We start from the raw sequence: 16,843 nt of genomic DNA, 5'->3' as shown, positions 1-16,843 counted from the left end.
CCGAACCCCGCTTACCGGGCATCCTTCCCTCACCGGGCGTACCCGACCAGAGACGGGTTACCGGCCCGGCCGCCGGAACCGCGCACTCTGCACCACCAGCAGCGTGAAAGCCCCCAGGATCCCGAACAGGAACATGAACGGGCCCATGCTGTAGAGGTTCATCGTGATGACGGTACTGGAGCCGTCGGAAGGCTGGTTAGTGGACGGGTCGTAGTACATCTGCGGCGCGGAGAACGCACCGGTCAGCCACGCCAGGCCTACGGCCAGCAGGACTGCGACAAGGGTCCAGGCTGCAGTGAGCGCAAAGTTGAATCGCTGCCAGACCGGGACAGGAGCGGGAACCGCGCCCGCAGGTTCCGCCTGACCTAGCTCCTGAATACCGGAACGCCCACTGCCACCGGCCCCGGCCGCGTCAGCTCCAGCGCCGACGTGCACAGAACCTCCGTTCCCCGCGCCGTCGTCGACAATCTGCACGGAAGGCATCTGCATCGAACGCTGCGGCTCCACGCCGTCCGCAGGCCGCCGGTAGTAGTCGTGGTCCGCCCCTTCGGGCGTGTGTGTATTCCCCATGGCGGGAAGCCTACTGGACCCCGCCTACCGCGCTCTCCTCCCCCGCCGGGCAAAACCGACCGCAACAGCAAGCAGCAGTACCAGGCCCTTGATCACCTGCTGCCAGGCGGCGTCCACGGACAGGATGGACAAGCCCTGGTTCAGCACGCCCATCACCAGCCCGCCGATCACCGCACCCACCACAGTGCCAACACCGCCCTGCACCGACGCACCGCCAATAAACACGGCAGCAATCGCATCCAGCTCAAACCCGCCGCCCGCCGACGCCACGGCACCACCGGCACGCGCCGTGCTGACCACGGCTGCGAGACCGGCAAGGAAGCCCATGTTCACGAAGACCATGAAGTTCACCCAGCGGGTTTTCACACCGGACATCATCGCCGCGTTCAGGTTCCCGCCCATCGCGTAGATGTGCCGGCCAAACACCGTTCGGTTCAACAGGAACGAATACGCCAGCACCAGGGCCGCCAGGATGATCAGGATGATCGGCGTGCCGCGGTTGAAGGCCAGCAGATAGCAGAGGTACATGATCGCGGCCACGGCCACGGCGTTCTTGAACACGAACGACGCCGTCCGCTCCCGCGGCAGATCCAGCTTGCGCAGGTCGCTGCGGGCCTTCAGCTGCTGCACCACCAGTGCCACGGACGCGAGCGCCCCAATACCCAGCGTGAGCAGGTCCGGGGTGCCGGTGGCCGGCAGCGTTCCGTTGCCGATCGCGTTGAACGGCCTGGGCAGGCCGCTGATGGTTCCGCCGGTGAGCAGGATCAGCGCGACCCCGCGGAACACCAGCATGCCGGCCAGCGTGACAATGAACGCGGGTATCCCCACGAACGCCACCCAGAATCCCTGCCACGCCCCGATCAGTGCCCCCACCACCAGGGAGAGAATGACGGCGGCCCACCAGGGCATGCCCCAGTTGTTCATCGCCAGGGCGGCGATGGCCCCCACTGTGGCGACCACCGAGCCCACGGACAGATCGATGTGCCCGGCGATAATCACCATGACCATGCCGATCGCCAAGATCAGCACGTACGCGTTCTGCTGGATGAGGTTGCTGACGTTGCCCGGATACAGCAGCCGGCCGCCGGTGAGGACCTGGAACAGCAGCACGATCACCACCAGTGCGGCGAGGATGCCGTACTGGCTCAGGTCGATCCGCATCCGTTTCCGGCCGTGGCCTCCGGCAGGCGGCGGGGCCGGTGTCTTGGCCTGTTCAGGAGTAGTTGTGGTCACTGGCCCTGTGCTCCTTCAATTCGGGCGGATTCAGTTTGGGCGGATTCAGGACGGGCAGCCGTCCCTGATCCGGTCCTGGCGGCGGTCATGTGCCGCATCAGTTCTTCCTGCGTGGCGTCTTCGCGGGGAACTTCGGCGGTGAGCCGGCCTTCGGCGATGGTGTAGATGCGGTCGCAGAGCCCGATCAGCTCCGGCAGCTCGCTTGAAATGACGATCACGGCTTTGCCCTGCGCGGCCATCTCGTTGATGATTCCGTAAATCTCGAACTTGGCGCCGACGTCGATGCCCCGGGTGGGTTCGTCCAGGATCAGCACGTCCGGTCCGGAATAGATCCATTTGCTCAGCACCACCTTCTGCTGGTTTCCGCCGGACAGGTTCGCCACCACGGACGCCACGGACGGTGTGCGGATGTTCATTTTCTGCCGGTAGTCATCCGCCACGGCGTATTCGCGGTGCTTGTCGATCACGCCCAGCCGGGCCAGTTTCCCCAGCGCCGCAGCGGACACGTTCACCACCACGGACCCGATCAGGTTCAGCCCGTACCGCTTGCGGTCCTCGCTGACGTACGCCAGTCCGTGCCGGATGGCTTCCCCCACCGAGCGGGTCTGGATTTCGACGCCGTCCTTATAGACCCGCCCGGACACCCCGGTCCCCCAGGACCGGCCGAAGATACTCATCGCCAGCTCGGTGCGCCCGGCGCCCATCAGCCCGGCAAACCCGACGATCTCCCCGGCGCGCACGTTAAAGGACACATCGTTGACCACCACGCGGTCGACGTCGATCGGGTGGTGGACGGTCCAGTCCTCCACCCGGAACTTCTCCTCCCCAACCTGCGGGTCCCGGTCCGGGAACTGGCTGTCCAGCGGCCGGCCGACCATGGCACGGATGATCCGGGTTTCAATTTCACCGTTGTCCTCCACAGGGAAGGAGTCGATCGTTTTCCCGTCCCGGATCACGGTGACGGTGTCGGCAATGGCCCGGATTTCCTTGAGCTTGTGGGAGATGACAATGGAGGTGATCCCGCCCTCGCGCAGCTGGTCGATCAGCCCCAAAAGGTGCGCCGAGTCGCCGTCGTTCAGTGCCGCCGTCGGCTCATCCAGGATCAGCAGCTTCACTTCCTTGGACAGCGCCTTGGCGATTTCCACCAGCTGCTGCTTGCCGACGCCGAGTTCCAGGATCTTCGTGGCCGGGTTCTCATCCAGCCCAACGCGTTTGAGCAGGGCGGCGGCCTGCAGGTTGGTCTGGTTCCAGTCGATCACCCCGCCGCGCTGCACCTCGTTGCCCAGGAAGATGTTCTCCGCGATGGACAGGAACGGACTGAGCGCCAGCTCCTGGTGGATGATCACCACCCCGTCCCGCTCGCTGTCATTGATGGAGCCGTAGCGGACCTCCTCCCCGTCCAGGGAGATGGTGCCGGAGTAGCTGCCGTGCGGGTACACGCCGCTGAGCACGTTCATCAGCGTGGATTTCCCAGCGCCGTTCTCGCCGCAGATTCCGTGCACTTCACCGCGCCGAACGGCGACGGACACGCCGTCGAGCGCGCGGACGCCGTTGAACTCCTTCACGATGCCGTCCATGGAAAGGATGACGTCCTGATCGATCATTTCTTGCCTGTTCTTTCCGGAGGGTGCGGGGCACGACGGCGGTGGCGGGCGCCGTCGTCGTCGTGCCCCGCGGGGCGGGGCTGCCCTAGAGACCGACGTCGCCGGCCTCCACGAAGCCGGAGTCCACCAGCTTCGACTGGACCTCGTCCTTAACCACGACCTGCGGCTCAAGGATGTAGGTGGGAACCACCTTCACCCCGTTGTCATAGGTCTCGGTGTCAGTGACCTCCACCTCGTCGCCGTTGACTATCTGCTCGATCATGGTGTCCACCTGGGCGCCCAGTTCACGGGTGTCCTTCCAGACCGTCATGGACTGCTGGTCACCCAGGATTGCCTTGATGTTCGCGACGTCGCCGTCCTGGCCGGTGATCACCGGCCAGTCCGTGCCCGGCGTGTATCCGGCACTGGCGAGGGACTGTTCGATGCCCAGCGCCAGGCTGTCATTGGGAGAAAGCACGACGTCGACCTTGTCGCCGCCGGTGTAGAAGGACTGCAGGCGGTTATCCATTTCCGCCTGCGCGTCCGCGGATCCCCAGCCGAGGATGCCGATGGAGGTCCAGTCGTCATTGGACGCCGGGGACTTGCCGGAGGGAACCACCAGCTGGCCGCTCTCCACGTAGGGAAGCAGCACGTCCCAGGCACCGGAGAAGAAGAACTTGGCGTTGTTGTCATCCGGACTGCCGGCGAACGGCTCAAGGTTGTACGGACCCTCGCCGTCGGCCAAGCCAAGCTCCTCCTCGATGAACTGGCCCTGAAGCTGGCCCACCTGGTAGTTGTCGAATGTGGCGTAGTAGTCCACGGCGTCTGTGCCGTTGATCAGCCGGTCATAGGCGATCACGGTGACGTCCTGGGACTTGGCGTCTTCCAGGACCGGAGCCAGCGTTTCGCCGTCGATCGCTGCGACTACCAGGATCTTGGCGCCGCCGGCCACCTGGTTCTGGATCTGGCTGATCTGCTGGTCGGTTTTGTCATCGGCGTACTGCAGGTCGACGGTGCAGTCCCGGGCTTCGAGGTTTTCCTTCAGCCCTTCGCCGTCATTGATCCAGCGTTCCAGGCTGCGGGTGGGCATGGAGATTCCCACGTTGCATTCGACGCCGTCGCCGCCTTCACTGTCGCTGTTCGTGGTGCCGGCGGGGGCGCAGGCCGCCATACCTGCTGTCAGGCCGAACGCCAGGAAAAGGGCCGAAACATTCTTTCTTTTGCTCATGGTCGAACCTTTGAAAAGGATCCTGCCGCCGGCAAGGCACTGCACGGCGAGACTACGGGAAACATCCTTGTGACCCGGACGGCTGGATCGAGCGGATACAACGCTGTAGCGCCCCTGTCGATACCCCTACCGACAATTTGTAGGCGAGCACAACATATCCCCGTGATGTGGATCACGGCAAGGGGTTTCCGGAACGTTATCCAAACGCAATGCGGGGGTCTCGTTCGGGCTCCTGTCAATAGGTGCCCTCAGTACTGGCGGGCAGAATCGGCGCTGCCAACGAATCGCAGTCAGCCCAGGTCAATTCCTCCGATTTCGGTTCTCGGGAAAATACCTGTTTCGTACTCTGTCGCGGGTCCTAATTACTCGATGAACCGGAGGTTCGATCGTGAAAAAGACCCTGACTGGACTCACCATTGCGGCCGCATTTGGCTTCACTGCACTGGCAGCTTCGCCGGCTGCCGCGGCTCCGCCGTATGCCAACTGCGACGCCGCTGCTGCTGAAGGCGTTTACAACATTGCCGAAGGCCAGCCGGGCTATGAGCCGAGCCTGGACCGAGATGGAGACGGCGTCGCTTGCGAAGGCCCCACGTCGTCACCCGTTCCCCCGTCTCCATCACCCACCACGACGACGGTGCCCCCCGTCAACAATCAGATCGGGAACACCCCCAAGGGCGGAGCCAACACAGGTGCGCCCGCGGACAAGGGCACCGACGCCACCGGCGTTCTCCTCGCCGCTGGTGGCGTAGTCGCCGTCGCAGGCATCGCTGCCGGGCTGCGGCGCAAGTCCGGAAACCACGCCTAGCCTGCGTTGGGACGACACGTAGAATCCCGCGGCAGCGGCCGCCGGAGCCGAATGGTTCTGGTGGCCGCCGCCGCGGCGTTCCTCCTTGGCGGCGCCGGTGATACGAGCACACCCGATGACGCCGGACCCCGCTACTTTGCCCTACCCCAGATCCCGGCCCAGGGACCGGCTGATGATGCCCTTCGTCCGCTCCCCGCACTTCCGCAAGATGCTCAGCCCGGCGCCGAAGCCGCTCCGGCATCGCCGAGCATCGTCTCCCTGCCCACAATCCAGACCAGGTCGGAGCTGATGGAGCTCGGGCTACTGCCGGATGGAACCCTTGAAGTGCCTCCGGCATCTCCCGGATCCCCCGCCGGTTGGTACACGGGTTCACCCGCTCCTGGTAAACCCGGTCCGGCCATCCTGCTGGGCCACGTCAATGCCAACGACGGCGGCCCGGGAGTCTTCGCCCGGCTTCGCAGCCTGGTACCGGGAGACCACATAGCAGTAGAGCGCGAAGACGGGACAGAATCTGTATTCGTCGTCGTTCGGGGCGAGCAATACGCCAAGGACATGTTCCCTACTGATGAGGTTTACGGAAACACACCGGGTCCTGAACTCCGCCTGATCACCTGCGACGGGTTCGACAGCACCACCGGACTCTGGCAGGACAACTACGTGGTCTACGCGGTCTTGGCCGACCCTGGCTAGAAGCGAACCACAGCACCCCAGGTATCGTTGCTGCCGACGGGACGACGGGGGGTTTGGGCAGATGGCGCTACTGGGTGGAAGCGGGATGGGACCGCACCGGACACCGGTCGATGACCGCCGCTGGAATATGGCGGAGGCGGAATTCAAGAAACTCCACAAGCGGAACTCCCGGACCACCTTTCTGGTTTTGTTGGCAATCTACGTTCCTCTGGGGCTGATCGCCGCTGGCCTGGTCATCTACCTGTTCAATGATTCCCGGGACCCGATCTACGACGTCGGGACGGTGCTGCTCGGCTTGGGATTCGCCCTCGTATGGGGCCTCGCGCCCCTGCTGTTAGGCGGTGCGCTCTTCGCGGCAACCCAAACCGCGGTGGTTGAACCGTCCAAACGATCCCGGCGCTGGGGTGCGGCGTTGACCGCAGCGGCCGTGTTCCCAGGTGTGCTCCACGTCGAGGTGCTGGTCTGGGTGGTCATCGACGAGGTGGTCAGTCCCACTGCCTCCCTGCTTTATGCCCTGGATCCGGTCATCATCCCGCTGAGGCTGATCATGGTCGCCGTGCCGCTGGTCATGGCACTGGCCCTCCTTCCAAGCATTCGGCGCTCGGACAGGATCCGAAAAGAGCGTGGACTGCGGCCGCGGCATGACGCACCGGCCACACGCCGTAACATCCCCTGACTTCTCCCAGATTCGGGCCATAGGGTTGGTGCTTCGCTCCGGCCACTCCAACCGAAGGAACCGAATGTCACCCGCTGCCACCGCAGAGACCACCAAGACCATCGACGCCGTCACCCTGAAGTCCCTGCTTGAGGAGAATCCGAACCTCACCGTCATCGACGTCCGCAACCCGGCCGAGTTCGAGTCCGTGCACATCGCGGGCTCCCACAACATTCCCCTGCCTCTGCTCTCCGCGCACACCGTTGAGCTGGCCGCCCGGCTGGATGACGGCGTCGTGCTTCTCTGCCAGTCCGGCGTCCGGGCAAAGCAGGCGCACGAACGCCTCGCTGCAGCGGGCCTGCAGGGCGGGCAGGTGCTCACCGAAAGTGTGGACGACGTCGAGAAGGCCGGCGGTTCCGTGGTCCGCGGCCGGCAGGTCTGGGACATGGAGCGCCAGGTGCGCTTCGCCGCAGGAAGCCTGGTGGGACTCGGCCTGCTCGCCGGACGCATCGCCTCGCCGAAGTTCCGGGTCCTGGCCGGCGGCATCAGCGGCGGACTGGTCTTCTCAGCCCTTTCCAACACGTGCGCCATGGGCAAGGCGCTGGCGTACCTGCCCTGGAACCAGGGCGCTTCCGAGCCGTCGTGGGAAGAGATCCAGGCCAACCTCGACCGCTAGTTCGCGCATCTCCAAACAAGCCTCTGACCTGCAGGAATGGCCCGCTCCGCCCCAACGGAGCGGGCCGTTTTCAGGTTAATCATCTATTTCCGCAAGAAATGTTATTTCTCCCCAAAGACCCCTTCTGTATCACCAGCACCGTTGAGTTACTGGCGCCGCAGGACTAACCTCAGGTCACTTCGGGCCGCTGGCGCCCGCCGGGAAAGTCGTGGATCAAAGGAGAACCATGCGCTCGATAGCCAAAACACTCATGGGGGCCGCGGCCATCGGGCTTGTGCTCAGCGGCTGTGCGGGAGACAGCTCGGGCGGTGACGGGGACACACAGACCCTGCGCATCGCCTACAAAAAGGCCGACCCGGTACTCGAGCAGCTGATGCAGAACACCAAGGAGCAGTTCGAGGCGGCGAACGACGGCGTCACGGTGGAGCTCGCTCCGATCGAGGGCAATGACGAGGACTACGCCACCAAACTCGCACTCTCCCAGCGTTCCCCTGACACGGCTCCGGACGTGTTCGTGGAGGATTCCTTCAAGCTCCGCGCCGACGTCGACGCCGGCTACGTCCTGCAGCTCGACGATTACCTGGCGGACTGGGAGGACTGGGACACCTTCAATGAGACAGCCAAGCAGGCAGGGTTGGGCGACGACGGCGGGACCTACGCAGTGCCGCTTGAAACGGACACCCGGGTCATTTGGTACAACCAGAACGTGCTGGGCGAAGCAGGCATCGAGCTGCCCTGGCAGCCCGAAACGTGGGATGACCTGCTCACGATGGCCCGCACGGTCAAGGCCGCCAATCCCGAGGTGGTCCCGTTCAGCATGTACGCCGGAACCATGCAGAGCTTCTACGAACTTCTCTACGGCACCGAGGACGGCACCCTCTATGACGAGGACGAGCAGAAGTGGGTGACCGGGTCGCAGGGCTTCACCGACTCGCTGGCCTTCCTCAAGACCATCTACGACGAAGAACTAGCCGTCACACCGGCCGAGGCGCTGGACCCGAACGTCTGGCAGAAGATCGTGGGCGAAATGCTGCCGCAGGACCAGATGGGCGCCACGGTTGAAGGTTCCTACGCACCGCAGTTCTGGCAGGAAGGAGCCGACTACGAATGGCCCGAGTACAGCGAGGTCATGGCAACGACGCCGTTCCCCACCCAGGACGGACAGGAACCCGGCGCCGTGAGCATGTCCGGCGGCTGGACCCTGGCCGTCGGTGCCGGCACGGAGAACCCGGAGCTGGCCGTGGACTTCGTCAAGACCGCCATGGACTACGAGAACTCCCTCGCGTACACCGTTGACGCATCCAAGATCGCCGTCCGCACCGATGTGGCCGAGGCAGCCGAATACCAGGAGATGAACCCGTTCGCCGCCGAGGTCACCGAGGTCCTGGACGTCAGCAACTACCGTCCGGCCACGGCAGACTTCGCCGAGATCGACACCGCCGTCCTCACCGCAACCCAGGAAGTCGTGGCTGGCGGCAAGTCTCCCGAGGAAGCCGCCAAAACCTACGACGAAACCCTGCTGAAGATCGTCGGCGAAGAGAACGTCGTCGAGAAGTAGCCCGGTGGTGTCCACCTCTGCCGGGCCCCGGTCCTCCCCCACGGAGGACCGGGCAGCTCCAGCCGGCCCCCGGGTCCCGCGCAACCGGGTCCGCAAGGCGGGCCGGCTCCTCCCGCTGGCCCCCGCCGTCGTACTTCTGCTGGTGTTCCTGGGCGGGCCGATCCTGTGGGCCTTCTACGGTTCCTTCACCGACACCGGGCTCACCGGCGCCAGCGCCCGCAACCCGGAATGGATCGGCCTGGAGAACTACCGCAGCCTGCTCGCCGATCCACTCTTCCCGCAGTCCCTGTGGCTGACGTTTCTTTTTGTGTTCTGCTCGGCTGTGATCGGGCAGAACTGCCTGGGGCTTGGGCTGGCCCTGCTCATGCAGCGTGCCAACCGCGCAGTGGCCGCCGTCGTCGGAACCTGCGTGGTGGCAGCGTGGGTGCTGCCGGAAATCGTTGCCGCCTTCATCACCTACGCGTTCTTCTTCCGCGACGGGATGCTCAACCAGCTCACCGGGCTGGCCGGGCTGCCTGCGGTGGACTGGCTGTACGAACACCCCATGTTCGCCCTCATCCTGGCGAACATCTGGCGCGGCACGGCCTTCTCGATGATGAACTACCAGGCAGCCCTGAACGACGTTCCGCCGGAAGTCACCGAGTCCGCCACCATCGACGGCGCCGGGGGTTTTGCGCGCCTGCGCTTCATCACGCTGCCGATGATCAGGCGCAGCATCGCCACCAACCTGATGCTGATCACGCTCCTGACCCTGGGCACGTTCACGCTGATCTTCGTCGTTACCCGCGGCGGGCCGCTGAACGCGAGCACCACCCTGCCGATCATGGCGTACGAGCAGGCCTTCCAGTTCGGCGACATTGGCTACGGAACGGCCATCGCCGTCGTCATGCTGCTCATTGGCGCGGTCTTCTCCATTGCCTACATCCGCATGCTGCGGGAAAGGAAGGACTAGGCAATGGCCGACGTCGCTGCCCCCTCCCTGCCGTCCACCGGCCGGACCGCGCACAGCCACCGCACACCCGCGCACCGCCGGAAGGCAGGACGGGTGTCCAACGTGGTGCTGCTGCTCTTCGCTGCGTGTTTCGTGCTGCCGCTGGCCTGGCTGGTATCCGCGTCGCTAAACGCCGATGCGACCTACGAACTCACCGCACCGTCGACCCTGACGCTGGATAACTTCGGCGCGATTCTGAATGCGCAGCAGACCTTTCTTCCGCTGCTGAACAGTTTCCTGCTGGCAACCGGTTCCGCGCTGGTCACCGTGACGGCGGCGGTGCTGGCGGCCTATCCCCTGTCCCGCTACCAGCTGCGCTTCAAGCGCCCCTTTATGTACACGGTGCTGTTCGGCACCTGCCTGCCGATCACAGCCATCATGGTTCCGGTGTACAGCCTGTTCGTGCAGCTGAACCTGCTCGATTCGCTCGGCGGCACCATCTTCTTTATGGGTGCCACGTTCCTGCCGATCGCCATCTGGATGACGAAGAACTTCATGGACTCGGTCCCGGTGAGTCTGGAGGAAGCGGCCTGGATCGACGGTGCCTCATCCATGAAGGCACTGTTCTACGTGGTGCTGCCGCTGATGCGTCCCGGACTGGCCGTGGTGTTCATCTTCGTGTTCTTGGAAGGCTGGGGCAACTTCTTCGTTCCGTTCATCCTGCTCTTTGCCGAAAGCAAGCAGCCGGCCTCCGTGAGCATCTTCCGGTTCTTCGACCAGTACGGCGGGGTGGCCTACGGCGAGCTGGCGGCGTTCTCCATCCTCTACTCGCTGCCGGTCATCGTCCTGTACATCGCCACCCGTGCCATGGGCGGCAGCTTCGCGATCAGCGGGGCGATGAAGGGCTGACGCTGTGCCGGGCTGTATCGGACGGGCCCTAATCCCCGTCCGACGCCGCTTCCCGCCGGTATCCGCTGGGCGTAAACCCCAGCACCTCGCGGAACACATCCGTTAGATGGGCGTGGTCGGCGTAGCCCAGCTCGGCAGCGACGTCGGCAATCCCCAAGTCCGGATCGGTGCGCAGCCGATCGGCCGCCTCCTGCAGCCGGTAGCGGCGGATCATCGCCAGCGGCGGCAGGCCCACATGCTTCCGGGCAATCCGCTGCAGGCTGCGTACCGAAACTCCCAGCAGGTCAGCGGCCTGGTCCACGCGCGTGAGGGATGGATCCGCCTCGATCAAGTCCTCAAAGCGGTTGGCCAGCAGGCTCTCCGGTGGAGATGTGGGCAAGGCGGTTTCCGCCCAGGCCGACGCCGCCGCAACAGCCGCTGCTCGGCGGGCGCCGCCGTCGTCGTTCGCCTTTGACTCCATCGCGGCGGTGACGGGCATCCGCAGCCCCGGCAGCTCCAGTGCGGTGCTGGCATCCTTCAGCGCTGCGGGATCCGGACACAGGAACGGAACCGCCGCCGGGCGCAGCAGCAGTCCGAAGGCCCAGCCGGTGCCTTGCAGATCACGGACGGAACGGCGCGTTGCCGGTCCATGCAGCCGCACACCGTCCTGCTCGATCACGAGGTTCAGCGCCGGGAAGGGCAGGACTTCCTGCCGGGAGGTCCGTCCGGCTGCCAGGTCCCACTCGGGGATCCAGAACCAGCGGAAGCGGTCCGCCAGCAGTGCCGGCGCGGGTACCCGGTGGAACGAGGGCAGCCGGGCCGGATACAGCGGGCCGCGCCAGTGTTCCTCCACAGGATCTCCCTTCACGCCGTCCCTAGAGCTGTCGCGAATCTCCAAGCCAGGAGACCCGCCGTCTTCCTAACCTGATTCCATGACTACAACCCAGAAACAACCAACCCAGCCAACCCCCACCGCGAGCCGATTTCAAGGTACCTCCGGCCGCTACACCACCGACGGCGTGCCTCACGGCCTGACCAGTCTCACACCATTCGTTTCCGTCCCGCGAGCGGCGGAGGCAATTCGTTTCTACCAGGACGTGTTCGGAGCCAGGGTGATAGACGTTACCGAGATGAACGGCGTAACAGCCCATGCCGATCTGGATTTCGGCACCGGCCACCTGCAGCTGGGTGAGCCCAGCGAGGCCTTCGGACTGGTTCCGCCACCGGAACCGGACACTGCGTGCTACTCGCTGGGCTTCTACTGCTCCGACGCCGACCAGGTGGTGGCGCGTGCGGAAGCCGCAGGAGCAGTGATTCGGGAGCCGCTCACGACGTTCGTCTCCGGGGACAGGTTCGCCAGCATCCGGGACCCGTTCGGCATCCGCTGGTCCATCATGACCCGGGTAGAAGACCTGTCCGAGGAGGAAAGCGCACGCCGGGTTGCGGAATGGGCTGCCCAGCAAGCCTGAGCGGTCCGTTTGCCCTTCGTCCGACGTGACAGAGCGCCGTCAACCGCCGGGCGTGGAACACGGCGCCAGGCACCCGTGCGGCGTGGCATCCAGTCAGGTTGTTGCTCAGGGAAGCTGCCAGTAAACCGTCTCCAGGGTGCTCCGCGTACGCAGGCTTACCCGGCTGTCCGCCCCGAACGCCTCCGGAGGAACGTCGAAGCAGGTTTGGTAGGTGCCGGTCTCCCCCGGCGCCAGCAGGGGCCGGCCCGGACCGGCAAGGTTAGCAGAGCAGTTCAGGTGGCTGTACCAGCGCCCGTCGGCGCCAATGAACTCGGGAAGCATGTCAGCGGAAAGTTCAGTGGCGCCCTCGCCGTCATGATGGACGCCAAACTCAAGCAGGACGTACTGATGCCGGGGAGTTCCGGCGGACGGATCGTGCTGCTGGACCCTGGCCGTCGCATCGCGTTCTACCTCCGTGAGCGTCACGGCGTATATCCCGACCCGGGCCGTCTCACCGGCCGCTGCTACTGGCTGCGCGTAGATATCCTCGAGCATCGTTTCCGGCAGGTCATACGAATAATCGCCCGGTCTTCCGTTGGCATCCGGCGCCCAGGGCGCCGATTCCTGCAGGGATTTCGGCGAACCGTCCGCGTTATTCCAGGCGTTTATCACCCACGAATTCACTGCCCAGGCCAGGACGACGGACAGCACGGCAAGGGCGATGGAGACTACCGAGAGCACCCGGGGCGCGCGTGGATGGGTCCCGCCCTTTACCAGCGCCGCGACCGCAAGTCCGACGGCGACCAACGCGGTGGCGAAAGCAAATACGTTTAGGAATGGAATCCAGCAGCTGACCAGACCCGCCAGGGCCACGGAAAGGGCGCCGACGGCCAGGGCCCTGCCCGGCCGGGGCTCAGAGCCCGAGGGCGCGTAGGCACTGCCGGGCTGCAGAAACTGATTTCTGTTCATTGCTCCCCCTCGACCTGCTTCTTTGCTTCGGCGCAGGCCAGCCCGTCAGGCCGCGTTACGGCAGCCGCCAGTAAACGGACTCGTTGTTGTCCTCGGCGAGGGTCATCCGCAGGGCAACACGGCTGTCCTCACCCAGCGCTTCCGCGGGCAGGTCGAAGCAGACTCGCCGCGTGGCAGACTCGCCTTTGGACAGAGTTGGTTCATCCGCGTAACTCACACCGAGGTTCATGGAGCAATTCAGGACGCTGTACATACGGCTGTCCGCCCCGATGAACTGCGGCCCAAGATCCAGCGAGGTCCGTCCGGTGGCGTCTCCGTTGTAAAGCGCATTGAACTCAAACAAGACGTAGTTGTGGTCCGGAGCTCCTGCATCCGGGTCACGCCGGAGGACATCTTCGTTTGCCTTGAGATTCACTTCCACGAGCGTCACTGAGTAGTCCCCCACCTGCACGCTCTCCCCGGCGGAATTTGCCGGCTGCGCGATCACATGCCGAAAGAACGGGCCCGAAACGTCCACGGAATAGTCCTTATCAGCAACCACCGGCGGCGTGGCCGCAGCTGGCGTTTCGGACGGAGCCACAGGAGCGGGGGTCAGGGACGGAGAAGGTGTTCGGGACGGAGCGGGTGCCGGTGCAGCCGCCTCGGGTTCGCTCTCCGAGAGGCCAGGTTCGCCGGCCGCAGGAAGCAAACCGTATTGGATTGTCACGTTGACAAAACTGGCGGCGATCATCGAGAAGACGGCAACGGACAGTGCAGCTATGGCGAGCGGACGTGCCACGTTGCGGGCTTTTACGCCCTTGACCAGTGCCGGGATGCCCAGCCCCAGCGCCACGAAGCCGAGCAGGAAGGTGATGAAGTTCAGGAACCAGATCCAGCAGAACAAGAGGCCGACGCCGGCAACGCTGAGTGCTGCGATGGCCAGCCCTTTGCCCGGGGATTTCGGCGGATAGATGGGCACCCGGCCTGGAAAGCCGCCGTAGGCAGCGCCTCCGTATCCGCCTGGACCGGTGCTGGGAGGACCGCCGTAGCCGGGTGTGCCGTTCCCCGGCCATCCGCCTGGCATCCCTGAGCCGGGCGGCCCCGGTGCCGGCATCCCCGGGGCCGCCATACCCGGGACCGGGATCCCCGGGGCCTGCATCCCCGGGGCCGGGGGGATTGGGGGGATGGGCGGCACAGACACGGGACCGCTCGGAGGAGCGAACGGCCGCTCCGCCCAAGGAGGCGGGACGGGGTAACCGCGGTCCTCGGGCAATCCGGCAGGCTCAGCGGCGGATTCTGCTGGACTGTGCACTGTTTCTGCGTCGCCGGGTCTGGTGTCTGCGTCGCCGTGTGTCTTGTCCGCGTCGCCGGAACTCATTTCTGCGTCGCCGACCCCCTCCACCGCAGTCCCGGCTCCTTCGGACACGGACAATTTGCCGTCCTGAGCCTCCGTCAGATCCGGCTGTCCCTGTTCCTTATCCATAGCTCCCCCAAGCAATGATGCGATTATCAAAAGATGCGGCCGTGGCCCGGCATCCCGGGCACCACCGCACTATCCTAAGCGCCCTGACCAGGTGGTACGCCCTAACCGGGAACGACTGGCAGGACTCCCACGGCTACGGCAGGCGCCAGAACACTTCGTCGTTGTTCTGTTCGGCGAGGATCATGCGCATGCTCAACCGGCTGTCTTCGCCCAGGGCACTGTCCGGGACGTCAAAGCACGCTTCCTGCGTCACGGTGTCCCCCTTGCTGAGCAGCTCCTGGTCAACAGTCCGCATGCCCAGGCTCATGGAACAGCCCATCACGGAGTAGATCTTGTTGTCCGTCCCTACCAGTTCCGCCGGCAGGTCCAGCCAGGGCCGCCCATCCCCCTCACCGTTGTAGACGGCGCTGAACCGGGCGATGACGTAATTGTGATCCGGTGCGCCCGCAGACGGGTCGCGGTCCAGGACTTCAGCCTCGGCGTCCCGGTCAAGCTCGACCAGCGTCACGGTGTAATCGCCGACGGTCACTTCGTCCCCGGCAGCGTTGGCAGGCTGGGCAACCTTTTCGGCGATATAACCGGCTGAATACTCGTAGGCGTAATCGTTTTGCGCCGATTCCGACAGCTCTTCGGACTCTTCGAGGAACTCAGCGAAGGACTCCGCGCTGGTCTCGGTGCCTGGCCCGTTGTCCTCCCAGAGGCCGGCGTCCCGGAGGGAATCGACGACGACGGTGTTTACGACAATGGCCGCGACCATGGACAGCGCGGCAATGGACAAGGCTGCGATGGAAAGCGGTTTGGCGATGTTTCGGCCCTTAAGTCCCTTGACCAGTGCCGGGATGCCGAGCCCCACAGCGACGGCTGCCAGCGGGAAGGATGCGAAATTCACCAGGGGAATCCAGCAGATCAGCAGTGCCAGAATGGCCAGGACCAACGCTGCGATTGCCAGTCCCTTGCCGGGCGTGGGCGGCGGCGGAGTGTAGCTGCCGTAGCCGGGATAGCCCGGCTGGCCCGGATAGCCAGATTGACCTGGCTGAGCAAACTGACCCGGCTGCCCAAACTGACCGGGGTACCCGGGCTGGCCCTGGTATCCGGGATACCCGGAACCGTACCCCTGACCTGATGCAGGACCGTGTGAAGGCGCCGGAGGGTACGCGGGGCCCTGGGGTCCACCCGGAATGCCGGCGTAAGGGTTGGGTTGGGGCGGGGTCTGGGCGCCGGCGTAAGACGGATAAGGTGCAGCAGGGCCGGGCGATGCAAACCCGGACACCTCCGCCGAACGGCCTTCAGGTACAGACTCCGCAGCTGTCTCCGCCGGACCTTCCACTGAGGCCGGCTCTGCGCCGTCTGCCCGCTGATTTGTTCCCGGCCAGCCGTCCGCCGATTCAGGCTGTCCTTGTTCCCTGTCCATCGTTCCCCCCAATGTGGTCCGGTATTTAGGTTCACGGCAGCTCCAGCGGCCACCCCGAACCATCCTAAGGGACCCGAGGCGGCTCGCTGACCTGCGGAAACACAAAAAGAGGGCCCGCACCACGGTATGTGGAACGGGCCCGAATGTTGAAGGCGGAGGCTACGCGAGAGCCGCCACGGCGGCGTCGTAATCCGGTTCGGTGGTGATTTCCGGAACCAGCTGGGAGTGCACAACGGTGCCGTCTGCATCAATTACGACGACGGCGCGGGCCAGCAGGCCGGCCAGCGGACCTTCGGTCTGGGTCAGGCCGAAGTCCTCGCCAAAGCTGCTGCGGAATGCGGATGCTGCCACTACGTTCTCGATGCCTTCCGATCCGCAGAAGCGGCCGAGGGCGAACGGCAGGTCCTTTGAAACGCAGATCACCGTGGTGTTCTCCAGTCCGGCAGCAATTTCGTTGAACCGGCGGACGCTGGCAGCGCAGACGCCTGTGTCCACGCTCGGGAAGATGTTGAGGACTACGCGGCGGCCGGCGAAGTCACCGGCGGTGACGGGGGCGAGATCGGTACCAACCAGGTCGAAGGCCGGAGCGGAGCTGCCGGTGGCGGGGAGCTCGCCGGCGGTGCGGACAGGGGACTGCTTAAATGCTGTGGTTGCCATAGCTTGTGTTTATCACGTTCTGTTCTGACATCTGCAACGCTGACCTGCGCAAATGCTGGTCGACGGTCATCGGCCAGAA

At 65.0% G+C, this 16,843-nt stretch carries 17 protein-coding genes; 8 read left to right on the top strand and 9 right to left on the bottom strand.

The window, feature by feature from the left end; genetic code table 11:
* Positions 1–57: 57 nt before the first annotated feature.
* The 4 genes from AO716_RS05880 to chvE all read right to left on the bottom strand — a co-directional run bounded on the left by AO716_RS05880 (position 58) and on the right by chvE (position 4,614).
* The gene (locus AO716_RS05880; protein ID WP_055240020.1) at positions 58–570 is read right to left on the bottom strand and encodes a hypothetical protein; all 513 of its coding nucleotides are present in this window, start codon (positions 568–570) and stop codon (positions 58–60) included.
* A gap of 24 nt (positions 571–594) precedes the next feature.
* Positions 595–1,803 (bottom strand): multiple monosaccharide ABC transporter permease, encoded by a 1,209-nt coding sequence (gene mmsB / locus AO716_RS05875; RefSeq protein ID WP_055240019.1) that lies wholly within the window; start codon positions 1,801–1,803, stop codon positions 595–597.
* Positions 1,800–3,407, bottom strand: coding sequence for a multiple monosaccharide ABC transporter ATP-binding protein (mmsA, locus tag AO716_RS05870; protein ID WP_082413354.1), 1,608 nt, complete (start codon positions 3,405–3,407; stop codon positions 1,800–1,802). Before mmsA ends, mmsB begins: the two co-directional genes overlap by 4 nt.
* An 85-nt stretch (positions 3,408–3,492) precedes the next feature.
* Positions 3,493–4,614: a multiple monosaccharide ABC transporter substrate-binding protein gene (gene chvE / locus AO716_RS05865; protein WP_055240113.1), complete on the bottom strand. Its 1,122-nt coding sequence runs from the start codon at positions 4,612–4,614 to the stop codon at positions 3,493–3,495.
* Positions 4,615–5,002: 388 nt separating this feature from the next.
* On the opposite strand from chvE, the gene AO716_RS16950 reads away from it, so the two are divergent.
* The 7 genes from AO716_RS16950 to AO716_RS05830 all read left to right on the top strand — a co-directional run bounded on the left by AO716_RS16950 (position 5,003) and on the right by AO716_RS05830 (position 10,838).
* Positions 5,003–5,419 (top strand): excalibur calcium-binding domain-containing protein, encoded by a 417-nt coding sequence (locus AO716_RS16950; RefSeq protein ID WP_235472013.1) that lies wholly within the window; start codon positions 5,003–5,005, stop codon positions 5,417–5,419.
* A gap of 6 nt (positions 5,420–5,425) precedes the next feature.
* On the top strand, positions 5,426–6,109 hold the full coding sequence (locus tag AO716_RS16945) for a sortase domain-bontaining protein (RefSeq protein WP_235472012.1): 684 nt from the start codon (positions 5,426–5,428) through the stop codon (positions 6,107–6,109).
* Positions 6,110–6,194: 85 nt separating this feature from the next.
* Positions 6,195–6,785, top strand: a complete 591-nt coding sequence (locus tag AO716_RS05850) for a hypothetical protein (protein ID WP_055240018.1) — start codon at positions 6,195–6,197, stop codon at positions 6,783–6,785.
* Positions 6,786–6,849: 64 nt separating this feature from the next.
* Positions 6,850–7,440, top strand: coding sequence for a rhodanese-like domain-containing protein (locus AO716_RS05845; RefSeq protein ID WP_055240017.1), 591 nt, complete (start codon positions 6,850–6,852; stop codon positions 7,438–7,440).
* Positions 7,441–7,666: 226 nt separating this feature from the next.
* On the top strand, positions 7,667–8,998 hold the full coding sequence (locus AO716_RS05840) for an extracellular solute-binding protein (protein WP_055240016.1): 1,332 nt from the start codon (positions 7,667–7,669) through the stop codon (positions 8,996–8,998).
* Positions 8,999–9,005: 7 nt separating this feature from the next.
* Positions 9,006–9,950 carry a carbohydrate ABC transporter permease gene (locus tag AO716_RS05835; RefSeq protein ID WP_082413378.1) on the top strand — a complete coding sequence of 315 codons (945 nt, stop codon included), beginning with the start codon at positions 9,006–9,008 and terminating at the stop codon, positions 9,948–9,950.
* A gap of 3 nt (positions 9,951–9,953) precedes the next feature.
* On the top strand, positions 9,954–10,838 hold the full coding sequence (locus AO716_RS05830) for a carbohydrate ABC transporter permease (RefSeq protein ID WP_082413351.1): 885 nt from the start codon (positions 9,954–9,956) through the stop codon (positions 10,836–10,838).
* Positions 10,839–10,866: 28 nt separating this feature from the next.
* On the opposite strand, the gene AO716_RS05825 is transcribed toward AO716_RS05830, so the two are convergent.
* Entirely contained in the window at positions 10,867–11,670 is an 804-nt protein-coding gene (locus tag AO716_RS05825; protein WP_200907596.1) for an AraC family transcriptional regulator, read from the bottom strand.
* A 79-nt stretch (positions 11,671–11,749) separates the two neighbouring features.
* On the opposite strand from AO716_RS05825, the gene AO716_RS05820 reads away from it, so the two are divergent.
* Entirely contained in the window at positions 11,750–12,286 is a 537-nt protein-coding gene (locus AO716_RS05820) for a VOC family protein (protein ID WP_055240014.1), read from the top strand.
* Between the two features lie 105 nt (positions 12,287–12,391).
* On the opposite strand, the gene AO716_RS05815 is transcribed toward AO716_RS05820, so the two are convergent.
* From AO716_RS05815 to tpx, 4 genes are all read right to left on the bottom strand, one after another.
* Complete coding sequence (locus tag AO716_RS05815; protein WP_055240013.1) at positions 12,392–13,234, bottom strand: hypothetical protein; 843 nt, start codon at positions 13,232–13,234, stop codon at positions 12,392–12,394.
* A gap of 55 nt (positions 13,235–13,289) precedes the next feature.
* A complete protein-coding gene (locus AO716_RS17210; protein ID WP_152969876.1) occupies positions 13,290–14,192 on the bottom strand; it encodes a hypothetical protein in 903 nt (300 codons plus the stop codon).
* A gap of 637 nt (positions 14,193–14,829) precedes the next feature.
* On the bottom strand, positions 14,830–15,630 hold the full coding sequence (locus tag AO716_RS05805) for a hypothetical protein (protein WP_055240011.1): 801 nt from the start codon (positions 15,628–15,630) through the stop codon (positions 14,830–14,832).
* Positions 15,631–16,266: 636 nt separating this feature from the next.
* Positions 16,267–16,764: a thiol peroxidase gene (gene tpx / locus AO716_RS05800; RefSeq protein ID WP_055240010.1), complete on the bottom strand. Its 498-nt coding sequence runs from the start codon at positions 16,762–16,764 to the stop codon at positions 16,267–16,269.
* Positions 16,765–16,843 lie beyond the last annotated feature (79 nt).

Origin of the sequence: Arthrobacter sp. Edens01 (assembly GCF_001307035.1) — a bacterium.
Lineage (GTDB): Bacteria > Actinomycetota > Actinomycetes > Actinomycetales > Micrococcaceae > Arthrobacter_B.
The sequence above is the reverse complement of the archived record's forward strand: the minus strand, read 5'-3'. Positions and strand labels throughout refer to the sequence as shown.

Excerpts from the sequence above, each read along its gene's own strand:
- AO716_RS05880 (WP_055240020.1), bottom strand. The coding sequence starts at position 570 with ATGGGGAATACACACACGCCCGAAGGGGCGGACCACGACTACTACCGG.
- tpx (WP_055240010.1), bottom strand. The coding sequence starts at position 16,764 with ATGGCAACCACAGCATTTAAGCAGTCCCCTGTCCGCACCGCCGGCGAG.
- mmsA (WP_082413354.1), bottom strand. The coding sequence starts at position 3,407 with ATGATCGATCAGGACGTCATCCTTTCCATGGACGGCATCGTGAAGGAG.
- chvE (WP_055240113.1), bottom strand. The coding sequence starts at position 4,614 with ATGAGCAAAAGAAAGAATGTTTCGGCCCTTTTCCTGGCGTTCGGCCTG.
- AO716_RS05850 (WP_055240018.1), top strand. The coding sequence starts at position 6,195 with ATGGGACCGCACCGGACACCGGTCGATGACCGCCGCTGGAATATGGCG.
- AO716_RS05830 (WP_082413351.1), top strand. The coding sequence starts at position 9,954 with ATGGCCGACGTCGCTGCCCCCTCCCTGCCGTCCACCGGCCGGACCGCG.
- AO716_RS05820 (WP_055240014.1), top strand. The coding sequence starts at position 11,750 with ATGACTACAACCCAGAAACAACCAACCCAGCCAACCCCCACCGCGAGC.
- AO716_RS05845 (WP_055240017.1), top strand. The coding sequence starts at position 6,850 with ATGTCACCCGCTGCCACCGCAGAGACCACCAAGACCATCGACGCCGTC.
- AO716_RS05840 (WP_055240016.1), top strand. The coding sequence starts at position 7,667 with ATGCGCTCGATAGCCAAAACACTCATGGGGGCCGCGGCCATCGGGCTT.
- AO716_RS05815 (WP_055240013.1), bottom strand. The coding sequence starts at position 13,234 with ATGAACAGAAATCAGTTTCTGCAGCCCGGCAGTGCCTACGCGCCCTCG.